At 70.4% G+C, this 10041-nt stretch carries 10 protein-coding genes; 5 read left to right on the top strand and 5 right to left on the bottom strand.

All coding sequences use genetic code 11. The annotated features are described in order from the left end of the window. Window positions 1-728: isopenicillin N synthase family dioxygenase (locus AAHM41_RS19790; RefSeq protein WP_342238292.1), on the top strand; the 728-nt coding region annotated here is incomplete at its 5' end. A gap of 4 nt (window positions 729-732) precedes the next feature. Here the strand turns inward: AAHM41_RS19790 and AAHM41_RS19785 are convergent. Beyond that, window positions 733-909, bottom strand: coding sequence for a DUF1674 domain-containing protein (locus AAHM41_RS19785; protein ID WP_446719466.1), 177 nt, complete (start codon window positions 907-909; stop codon window positions 733-735). A gap of 95 nt (window positions 910-1004) precedes the next feature. Between AAHM41_RS19785 and htpX the strand changes: the two genes are divergently transcribed. From htpX to AAHM41_RS19765, 4 genes are all read left to right on the top strand, one after another. Continuing rightward, the gene (htpX, locus tag AAHM41_RS19780) at window positions 1005-1880 is read left to right on the top strand and encodes a zinc metalloprotease HtpX (RefSeq protein ID WP_342238291.1); all 876 of its coding nucleotides are present in this window, start codon (window positions 1005-1007) and stop codon (window positions 1878-1880) included. A 213-nt stretch (window positions 1881-2093) separates the two neighbouring features. Then, a complete protein-coding gene (locus AAHM41_RS19775; RefSeq protein ID WP_342238290.1) occupies window positions 2094-3383 on the top strand; it encodes an MFS transporter in 1290 nt (429 codons plus the stop codon). Between the two features lie 69 nt (window positions 3384-3452). Beyond that, window positions 3453-4538 carry a DUF898 family protein gene (locus AAHM41_RS19770; protein ID WP_342238289.1) on the top strand — a complete coding sequence of 362 codons (1086 nt, stop codon included), beginning with the start codon at window positions 3453-3455 and terminating at the stop codon, window positions 4536-4538. Continuing rightward, window positions 4535-5584, top strand: coding sequence for a M48 family metallopeptidase (locus tag AAHM41_RS19765; RefSeq protein WP_342238288.1), 1050 nt, complete (start codon window positions 4535-4537; stop codon window positions 5582-5584). Before AAHM41_RS19770 ends, AAHM41_RS19765 begins: the two co-directional genes overlap by 4 nt. Here AAHM41_RS19765 and purH read toward each other — a convergent pair. From purH to AAHM41_RS19745, 4 genes are all read right to left on the bottom strand, one after another. Continuing rightward, entirely contained in the window at window positions 5581-7161 is a 1581-nt protein-coding gene (purH, locus tag AAHM41_RS19760; protein WP_342238293.1) for a bifunctional phosphoribosylaminoimidazolecarboxamide formyltransferase/IMP cyclohydrolase, read from the bottom strand. The genes AAHM41_RS19765 and purH overlap by 4 nt on opposite strands. Window positions 7162-7254: 93 nt before the next feature. Beyond that, a complete protein-coding gene (locus tag AAHM41_RS19755; RefSeq protein ID WP_342238287.1) occupies window positions 7255-7641 on the bottom strand; it encodes a DUF5615 family PIN-like protein in 387 nt (128 codons plus the stop codon). Then, window positions 7638-8300 carry a DUF433 domain-containing protein gene (locus AAHM41_RS19750; RefSeq protein WP_342238286.1) on the bottom strand — a complete coding sequence of 221 codons (663 nt, stop codon included), beginning with the start codon at window positions 8298-8300 and terminating at the stop codon, window positions 7638-7640. The genes AAHM41_RS19755 and AAHM41_RS19750 overlap by 4 nt, the downstream gene beginning before the upstream one ends. 76 nt (window positions 8301-8376) lie before the next feature. Further along, a complete protein-coding gene (locus tag AAHM41_RS19745; RefSeq protein ID WP_342238285.1) occupies window positions 8377-10041 on the bottom strand; it encodes a heparinase II/III family protein in 1665 nt (554 codons plus the stop codon).

Genomic DNA, 10041 nt, shown 5'->3' with positions numbered 1-10041 from the left:
GCGGGCCGGGGGGGGGGGGCCCCCGGCGGCCGCCCGACCTGAAGGAGAGCTTCTCGATCGGCCCGGCCGACCTGACGCCGCCGCCCGACTCGGCGGACGCGGTCGCCTTCGCCTGGGCCGCCAATCTGTGGCCGGCCGAGCCGCCCGGCTTTCGCGACGCCATGCTGGCCTATTACCAGGCCCTGTCCGAACTCGCCGGCCGGCTGATGCGCCTGTTCGCCCTCGGCCTGGCCCTGCCCGAGACCTTCTTCGACAGCCGGATCGACCGCGCGATCAGCGCGCTGCGGTTACTGAACTACCCGGATCAGCCGGTGCCGCCCGAGCCGGGGCAGCTGCGCGCCGGCGCCCACACCGATTACGGCTCGCTGACCATCCTGCTGCCGCAGGACGCGCCGGGCGGGCTGGAGGTGCAGGGGCCGGACGGGGCGTGGCATGCCGTTCCCACGGTGCCGGGCGGCTTCGTGATCAATCTCGGCGACCTGATGGCGCGCTGGACCAACGACCGCTGGCGCTCGACCCTGCATCGCGTCGTCAACCCGCCGCCGGACGCGACGGGATCGACCCGGCGCCAGTCGATCGCCTTCTTCCATCAGCCGAACTGGGATGCGGAGATCGCCTGCCTGCCGACCTGCCTCGGGCCGGGCGAGACGCCCAGATACGCTCCCGTGCTGTCAGGTCCGCACCTGGCGTCGAAGTTCCGATCGACCGTGACGCTGCCGGCGGCCTAGGGGTTCAGAAATCGGAGCAGCGGCCGTTCACATCCCAGTCGCCGTAGCGGGTCGGCTCCAGGCCCTTCGGGCCGCCGATCTCGCCCGGCTTCTGCGGCACGATCTCGACCGGCGCGCCGGTGCGCGGGTCGGCGCGCTCGGCCAACTCCTCGGGCGACAAAGGCTTCGGGGTCTCGCTCATCCCCTCGATATGGCGAGGCGGGGCCGCGGAGTCCAGGCTTGATCGGAAGCGGGCCGGGGCCATTTGATCCCGGGACGAGAGCAACGGAGGAATCGATGTCGGGCTACATCCGCACGGCGATGCTGCTGGCGGCGCTCACCGCGCTGTTCATGGCGGCGGGGTGGCTGCTGGGCGGGCAGGGCGGAATGATGATCGCGCTGCTGGTGGCGGTGGGCATGAACCTGTTCGCCTACTGGAACGCCGACAAGATGGTGCTGCGCATGCACAATGCGCGCGAGGTCGACGCCCGCACCGCGCCCGACTTCTACAACCTGGTCGCCCGGCTGGCCGAGCAGGCGCAGCTGCCGATGCCGCGGGTCTACATCATCGACACCGACCAGCCCAACGCCTTCGCCACCGGCCGCAACCCGCAGAACGCCGCGGTCGCAGCGACGACGGGCCTGCTGAGCCGGCTGTCGGCCGAGGAGGTGGCGGGGGTGATGGCACATGAGCTGGCGCATGTCCGCAACCGCGACACGCTGATCATGACGATCACCGCGACCATCGCCGGTGCCTTGTCGATGCTGGCCAATTTCGGCCTGTTCTTCGGCGGCGGCGACAACCGCAACAACCCGCTCGGCTTCATCGGCGTGATCCTGACCGTGATCCTGGCGCCGCTGGCCGCCATGCTGGTGCAGATGGCGATCAGCCGCTCGCGCGAATACGAGGCCGACCGGGTCGGGGCCGAGATCTGCGGCCGGCCGCTGTGGCTGGCCTCGGCCCTGGAAAAGATCGAGGCGTTCTCGAAGCGGATCGACTACGGTGCGGCGGAGCGGAATCCCGCCACCGCCCACATGTTCATCATCAATCCGCTCCACGCCCATGCGGTCGACAGCCTGTTCTCGACACACCCCAAGACCGCCAACCGCGTCGCCGCGCTGCAGCGGATGGCTGGCATGGCGCCGGCCCAGGGCCGGGGGCCTTGGGGGTAAAGATTTGATTCTCCCCCTCCCCTCGCGGGAGGGGGGGAGGGGGAGGGGGCTGTCGAGCGAAGATCACCGGCGCTTCAGGCCTGATCGGCTCATCGCTTCGTCCCATGCTTGTGGGCATCGCTGTCCCGTCGTGAACCCCCTCCCCCTGCCCCCTCCCGCAAGGGGAGGGGGAGGATTTAAAACATCCGTTCCGGCGCATCGGAGGCATTGTCCATGACCGCCGAGGCCGCCTCAGTCCCGCGCGCAAACTCGCGGGCCGCGATCTTCGGGTGGTGCCTCTATGACTGGGCGATGAGCGCCTTCAACACGGTCATCGGCACCTTCGTCTTCTCGGTCTATTTCACCAAGGGCATCGTCGGCGACGCCGACCACGGCGCGGCGCTGTGGGGCGTCGCCGTCGGCTCCGGCGGCATCGTGGTCGCGCTGCTGAGTCCGGTGCTGGGCGCGGTCGGCGACCATGGCGGGCGGCGCAAGGCCTGGCTGGCCGCCTGCGTCGCCGCGGCCGTAGTGCCGACGGCGCTGCTCTGGTTCGCGGTGCCGGACCCGTCCTGGATCATCCCGGCGATGCTGCTGGTCGGCCTCGCCTCCATCGCCTTCGAGCTGTCCTACGTCTTCTACAACGCCCTGCTGATCGACGTGGCGCCGCCGGGCATGCTCGGCCGCGTCTCCGGCTGGGGCTGGGGGCTCGGCTATTTCGGCGGGCTGGTGTGCTTGGTGATCGCGCTGTTCGGGCTGATCGGCTTCGGCGGGGCGGCGCCGCTGCTGCCGCTGCCGGCGGTGGAGTCCGCCGGCCCGCGCGCCACCGGGCCGCTGGTGGCGCTGTGGTGGGTGGCGTTCGCCCTGCCGCTGCTGCTGCTGGTCCGCGAGCGGCCGGGCGGCGCCCCGATCGGGGCCGCGATCCACCGCGGCCTGGCCGATCTCTGGCGCACCCTGAAGTCGTTGCCGGGGCAGGGCAACCTGGTGCGCTTCCTGGTCGGCAGCGCGATCTACCGTGAAGGCTTCAACATGCTGTTCGCCTTCGGCGGCATTTATGCCGCAGGCGCGCTGGGGCTCGATTTCGGCCAGCTGGTGCTGTTCGCGATCGGGCTCAACGTCACCTCCGGCATCGGCTCGATCCTGTTCGCCTGGGTCGACGACGCGATCGGGTCGAAGCCGACGATCCTGATCTCGATCGTCGGGCTCGTCCTCCTCGGCGTGCCGATCATCCTGGTCACCGACCCCTACTGGTTCATCGGCCTGGCCCTGGTGCTGGGCCTGTTCCTGGGGCCGGCCCAGGCGGCCAGCCGCACCCTGATGGGCCGGATGGCGCCGCCGGGCGGCGAGGGCGAGGCCTATGGCCTCTACGGCCTGACCGGCCGCGCCACCGGCTTCCTCGGCCCCTGGCTGTTCGCCGGCGCCACCGCCGCCTTCGCCAGCCAGCGCGCCGGCATGGCCACGATCATCGCCCTGTTCGCGCTCGGCGGGCTGATCGTGGCGACGGTGCGGGAACCGGCGCGGGGCTGATAGATACAATTTGACAGATCTTCCCGCTTCCAGGAATATTGTCGGAATTTGCGGGGAGTTATTTTCAAAATGGCGATTGACGATGTGGCGCCCCGGACGGGGCGCGTGGGTTACGACGGCAGCCGGTTCGGGATCGGTGGCCTGTTCCTCAAGACGATGCTGCTGTCGCTGCTGACGCTGGGCATCTACAATTTCTGGGGCCGGACGCAGATCCGGCGGGCGGTCTGGGGGGCGACCAGCGTCGACGGCGAGCCCTTCGAATACACCGGCACCGGCAAGGAGCTGTTCTTCGGCTTCCTCAAGGCCATCGCCATCCTGATCGGCGTGGGTGCGGTGCTGTTCGGCATCACCTTCGTCATGGCCAGGCTGCTGCGGTCCGGGATGGTCTTGCAGCTGGCGCCGCTGGCGTTCTATCTGATCCTGTCGGTGCTCGCGGTCGCGGCGGTCTACCTCGCCACGCGTTACCGCCTGTCGCGCACGCTGTGGCGCGGCATCCGCTTCGGCCTCGACGGCGGGTCCTGGAGCTTCGTCAAGGGCACCATCGGCTATTCGCTGCTGGCGGTGGCGACGCTCGGCATCTGCCTGCCGCTGCTGCGGACCTGGCAGGCCCGGACGATCGTCAACAACGCGCGCTACGGCACCGTGCCCTTCCGCATGGAGGCGCGCGGGGCGACGCTGATCTGGCCCTGGGTGCTGACCATGCTGCTGGCCGCGCCGACGCTGGGCGTCATGCTGGTGTGGTATCGGGTGCGCGAGTTCCGCACCTGGTCCTCCAGCATCAGCGTCGCCGGGCTGAAGCTCGACAGCCGCCTGCGCCTGGGCGATGTGCTGGGGCCGGTGATCCTGCTGGCCGTCATCACCGTGGTCTTCTTCGTCGCCCTCCTGCTGCCGACCATCTTCGACTTCCTGGAGGCGTGGCGGACGCGAATGCCGCCGCAGCATGCATCCACGCTCTCGATCGTCGGCATCTGGATCTATGTGGCACTGGCGCCGACGATCAGCTTCATCGTGCTCGGCCATCCGGTGCTGAAGGCGAGCTGCGAGACCATGGCGATCGGCGGCGCGCTGGACCTCGAGGCGGTGGCCCAATCCTCCGACGCCGGGCCGCGCACCGGGGAAGGGCTGTTCGCCCTGCTCGACGGCGGCGGGCTTTGATCCACGGGCCCTGGTCCGGCCGGTATTCGGATGGCAGGACAGCCCATGTCACGCTCGTCCGCGCCGTGGTCGCCGCCGACCGGTTGGTGATCGCGGCCGAGGACGGTGCCGTCCTCGCCGAATGGCCGTTGGCGTCGCTGGAGCTGGCGGGCCGGGCGAAGGGGCCGGTCCGGCTGCGATCCGGGCAGGGCGACGCCCGGCTGGCCCTGGACGACCCGGCCGCCCTGCCAGGGCTGCGCGCGGCCGGCGCCCCGCTGCGGTTGCCCGAGGCCGGCAGCGGGCGGACCATCCTGATCTGGACGGTGGGGTTGACCGCGGTGGTCGGTGCCGTGCTGCTCCTGCTGCCGCGGCTGTCGGCGTCGGTCGCCACGCTGGTGCCGGTCGAGGACGAGGTCTCGCTGGGCGATTCCGTGGCGGACAGCATCGGGCTGATGCTGCGCCATCCGGACGCCTGCAGCGAGCCGGAGGGCCGGGCGGCGGTGGATGCGCTGGTGCGGCGCCTCGTGGCCGGCCGGGAGACGCCGTACCGGTTCCGGATCGAGGTGCTGGACAGCACCGTGCCCAACGCCCTGGCGGCGCCGGGCGGCCGGATCCTGATGTTTCGCGGCCTGATCGACCGGATGCAGGGTCCGGACGAGTTCGCCGGCGTGCTGGCGCATGAGATGGGGCATGTGCTGCACCGGCACGGGCTGCAGGCCATCATCCGCCAGCAGGGGCTGTCGATCCTGGCAATGCTGACCGGCGGCTCGGATCTCAGCCGGCTCGGCCAGGCCGGGTCGGAGCTGATGGCCCTGTCTTATTCCCGCGGTTTCGAGCGCGAGGCGGACGAGACCGCGCTGCAGCTGCTGGCCGGCGCCGGGCTGCGCCGCGACGGCCTGTCCAGCCTGTTCCTCCGCCTGGCGAAGGACAGGGCCGGGGATGGGCCGGCCTTCCTGGCCACCCATCCGCCGCTGGCGGAACGCGGCCTGCTCGACACGCCGGACACGACCGGCGCTCCGGCGATGACCGACGCCGAGTGGCAGGCGGTGCGGGCGATGTGCGACTAGTGACGGAAGTGCCGGCGGCCGGTGAACACCATGGCGATGCCGGCCTGGTCGGCGGCGTCGATCACCTCGCGGTCGCGCATCGAGCCGCCGGGCTGGATCACCGCCGTGGCGCCGGCCTCGACCAGGGCCAGGAGGCCGTCGGCGAAGGGGAAGAAGGCTTCCGACGCCGCCACCGAGCCGGCGATGCGCGAGCCGGTCTCGCCGGCGGCCTTGGCCGCCTCTGCCGACTTCGCCACCGCGATCTTGACGCTGTCGACCCGGCTCATCTGCCCGGCGCCGATGCCGACCGTGGCGCGCCCCTTGGCGAAGACGATGGCGTTGGAGCGGACGTGCTTGGCCACCTGGGTCGCGAACAGCAGGTCCTCGATCTGCGCCGGGGTCGGCGCCTTGCGGGTCACCAGCTTCAGCTCCGACGCCTCCGGCGCCGCATCGTCGCGGGTCTGGGTCAGGAAGCCGCCGGCGACGCTGCGCAGGATGCGGCGGCGCTGCGTCGGGTCCTGCACCGCGCCGGTCTTCAGCACCCGCAGATTGGCCTTGGCGGCGAACACGGCGGCCGCCTCCGGCTCGACATCCGGCGCGATCACCACCTCGGCGAACAGCGCGGTGATCGCCTGGGCCGTGGCGGCGTCGATCGGCCGGTTGGCGGCGATGATGCCGCCGAAGGCGCTGATCGGGTCGCAGGCCAGCGCCTTGGCATAGGCCTCGCCGAGCGTGGCGGCGACGGCGACGCCGCAGGGGTTGGCGTGCTTGACGATGACGATTGCCGGCTCGGTGAACTCCGACACCGCCTCGAAGGCCGCATCGGCGTCGAGGATGTTGTTGTAGCTCAGCTCCTTGCCCTGCACCTGCTCGGCCGTGGCCGGGCCGGGCACCGACGGGCCGCTGAGATACAGGGCAGCGGCCTGGTGCGGGTTCTCGCCGTAGCGCAGCGTCTCGGCCAGCTTGCCGGACAGCGACAGGCGCGGCGGGAAGGTCTCGCCCTCGACCTCGGCGAACCAGCCGGCGATGGCGGCGTCATAGGCGGCGGTGCGGGCGAAAGCGGCGGCGGCCAGGCGGCGCCGGGTCGGCCCCAGCGTGCCGCCATTGGCCGCGATCTCCAGCCGCAGCGGCTCGTAGTCGACCGGCGAGGTGACGACGGCGACGAAGGCGTGGTTCTTGGCGGCGGCGCGGGTCATGGCCGGGCCGCCGATGTCGATGTTCTCGATGCCGTCGTCGAAGCTGGCGCCGCGCGCGATCGTCGCCTCGAACGGGTAGAGGTTCGAGACCAGCAGGTCGATCGGCGCGATGCCGTAATCGGTCATCGCCTCGAGATGCTCGTCGCTGTCGCGCCGGGCCAGCAGGCCGCCATGGATCTTCGGGTGCAGGGTCTTGACCCGGCCGTCCATGATCTCGGGGAAGCCGGTATGGGCCGAGACCTCCTTGACCGGGATGCCGGCCTCGGCCAGCGCCTTGAAGGAGCCGCCGGTCGACAGGATCTCGACCCCGCGCTCGGCCAGGAACCGGGCGAACTCGACGATGCCGGTCTTGTCGGAGACGGAGATCAGCGCGCGGCGGATCGGCAGGGCGGCTTCGGTCATCATCGGAACGGCTCCAGGACGCGGATGCGCCCGTCTTTAGACCCGGCGGGACGGGATGTCGACAAACTCAGCGTGGCGTTCGGATCTGGTGCCTCAGATCGGTGCCGGCCACTCATAGGATCTGACCGACAAGTCTGCGCCTTTGCGCTCGACGACGATCGCAATGTTGGTCGGGTCGGGATGGCAGGACTCGAGATGGATCACGGCGGCCTTGAAAGCCGCTTCCTGTTCTCGTCGGCCATTGGCGGCCATCAATATGACGAGCCCCGCATGCAGCGGGGCTCTCGACTCGTATCGGGCAAGGAACTCCTGCCCGTTGTTGGTGACCAGGATCCATTCCTCGTCCAGGATCCTCTTCATGAGGATCGGATCACCCGCTCCGTTGAGTCCGATTTCGTTCACGTGCTGCGCATGAAGGCCGCGCTGTCGCGCCAGTTCTGCCAGGCCGGGGCTCAGATTTTCGTCGATCAGTAGCTTCACCGACGTTCCGACCACCGCCTGTCGACGTCGTCCACCGAAATCCGGAGAACCTCCGTCGAGCCCTTCGGCAGGGCGGGGCGACCCCGCCTCGGATGGGCGTCCGCATACAGACAGGCCGCTTCGATCTTCTCGGCATCGAGCGCCGGATAGTCCCGCAGGATCTCATCTGTCCCGGCACCCTGCCTCGCGATCTCGGCGATGGTGTGGACCGTGATGCGCGTACCGCGAATCACAGGCTCGCCTCTCTGGACATTCGGGTCGACGACGATCATGCCCATCAGGCGTTTGTACCGCTGTATTGCCGTATCCACGCGCCCAATCGATCCCTTGAGGTTGATCCTCACATTGTCCGATACCCACAGCTCGGACATGCCAAAGCGGAGATAGTCTCGAAGGCCCTGATGCCGCACGGCCGGGATAGGCAGTTCACGACGAAGGTCGAACTCCGCCGCCGCCACGTGGATCGCCCGGGTTCTCAGCCAACGCTTCGAATTCTTCACGAAGGCGTAAGGCCTTGGAACGATGTGCTGATCGATCAGCTTGTCGACATCGCGCTTGGTCACCAGGCGGTGATCCCGAACCCGGGCAAGCCTCAGGATCGCCGGCACCTCCGCGGCGGTGAAGACCGACTCTCCAGTGGGTTCAACAGCCGCGGGCATTCGGCCGTTCCTCAAAAACAATCCCTTGGTCAGGGGATTATATAATGCGTGGAGACCGCCAGTAAAGGCCCGGACGTCAGGCCAGCCGCCGTTCCCGGCGCAGGATCCACTGCACGCCGGTGCTCTCGGCGCCGACTTCGCCCCAGATCACGACTTGCGTGGTCTTGCGCCGGTCGATGCCGCGGCCGGCATAGATGCCTTCCTCCAGCGCCACCTCGCCGCCATAGCCGCGCAGCCGCCAGCCGTCGCCGCCGGGCAGGCGGATGATCACCGAGCTGCCGCCCTGCACCGGCGACAGCTGCAAGGCCGGGTGCAGGTGGAAGCGGATGGCGAAGGGCAGGCCGCGCGCCGTGTCGGTCTCGGCGAACAGGATGTCCTCGCCGCGCAGCTCGTCGCCATTGGCCGACAGCTCCAGCCGGCGGCGGTGGATCAGCCCCAGCGCCTCGCGATAGCCGTCGTGCCAGGCGTCGATCAGCACCGATTGCGGCGTTTCCTGCCGGTCGACCTCGATGCTGTGCGGCCGCTTGCCGATGCCGGCGTCGCGCAGCACCTCGGCCGAATCGCGGCCGGCGACGCTGAGCGTGGAATGGGCCGGCGTGCCGCGCAGCGCGGTGTGCCAGGCGCTGTCCTCGGCGCTGCCGCGGCCGGGCCAGGCGCCGCAATTGACGATCATGCGCTCGCGCCCGACCGACATCTCGAAGGACAGCAGCCCGGCATGGGCGCCGTCATCGGCGCCGGCCGGCGGCGGCGCGCCGACATCGAGCAGCAGCAGGGTGCGGCCGGCCATCGCCCGTTCGAAGCCGCTGTGCCGCGCGCTCTTCGGCGCCCGGGCCTTGGAATCGGCCTGGGACAGGACGGCGTCGATCAGCACCGGCTCGCCCTCCTGCGCGTCGTTGAACAGGGCGAAGCCGCCGTCGCCGTGGCGCAGCAGGCGCAGCGCCGGGGCCATCCGGTCGATCGCCAGGTGCAGCGCGTCCGGCACATGCGCCTGGGCGGCACGGAAGGCGGCACGGATGTCGATCAGCTGGCGCAGCACGGTCAGGTGCACCGCTGGGTTGCGCTGGATGTGCCCGCCATCGGGCAGGATCTGGCGCGGCAGGCATTTGCCGAGGATGCGCTGGGCCTGGTCCAGCCGCGGCCGGCCCTGGGGCAGGGCGACGGCGCCGTAGACCAGCCCGCGCACGGTCTGGATCTGGCGCGGGTCGACCGGGTCGCCGTCGGCGACGCGGGTCAGGTGGCGCAGCTGCCGGGACAGGCTGGCGAAGACCCGGGTGCGGAAATCGTCGTCGGCGCTGGCGCAGAAGAAGTCGTGGGCGCCGAGCCAGCTGGCGATGCGCTGGCCCAGGATGTCCGGCTGCCAGGTCAGCGGGTGCCAGCGGTCGTAGCGCTCGATCCAATGGTCGATCAGCCGCCGGGCCTGGCGCCGGGCCTGGTCGCCGCCGGCGGCGCGCAGGTCGCGCAGCCATTCGAATCCGTGCAGCGCCGCGATGAAGTCGGGGGCGGCGCCGTACGGCTCCCACGGCGCCGCCGCGGCCGCCTCATAGGTCTGGCCGCCCAGCCGGTAGGTCCCGGCGATCAGGGCGGCGCCGCGCTCGGCATCGCCCGGCCAGGGGTCGGGCGGCACCATCAGCAGATCGCGCGGCCCCTTGCGCCCCAGCGCCACGGAGTAGAGCGGGTTCGAATAGGCGAACCGCGCCAGCTGGTCGTGGACGTTGCGGGTGAGGCTGCGCGGGCTCCTCAT

The organism is Inquilinus sp. OTU3971, from assembly GCF_038440215.1.
This window is presented reverse-complemented; position numbering and strand designations above follow the sequence as displayed.

What these genes read in the sequence shown, in the direction of transcription:
- AAHM41_RS19785 (WP_446719466.1), bottom strand. Translation starts at nt 909, where the DNA reads ATGAGCGAGACCCCGAAGCCTTTGTCGCCCGAGGAGTTGGCCGAGCGC.
- AAHM41_RS19750 (WP_342238286.1), bottom strand. Translation starts at nt 8,300, where the DNA reads ATGCCCGCGGCTGTTGAACCCACTGGAGAGTCGGTCTTCACCGCCGCG.
- purH (WP_342238293.1), bottom strand. Translation starts at nt 7,161, where the DNA reads ATGACCGAAGCCGCCCTGCCGATCCGCCGCGCGCTGATCTCCGTCTCC.
- AAHM41_RS19770 (WP_342238289.1), top strand. Translation starts at nt 3,453, where the DNA reads ATGGCGATTGACGATGTGGCGCCCCGGACGGGGCGCGTGGGTTACGAC.
- AAHM41_RS19745 (WP_342238285.1), bottom strand. Translation starts at nt 10,041, where the DNA reads ATGAGGAGCCCGCGCAGCCTCACCCGCAACGTCCACGACCAGCTGGCG.
- htpX (WP_342238291.1), top strand. Translation starts at nt 1,005, where the DNA reads ATGTCGGGCTACATCCGCACGGCGATGCTGCTGGCGGCGCTCACCGCG.
- AAHM41_RS19775 (WP_342238290.1), top strand. Translation starts at nt 2,094, where the DNA reads ATGACCGCCGAGGCCGCCTCAGTCCCGCGCGCAAACTCGCGGGCCGCG.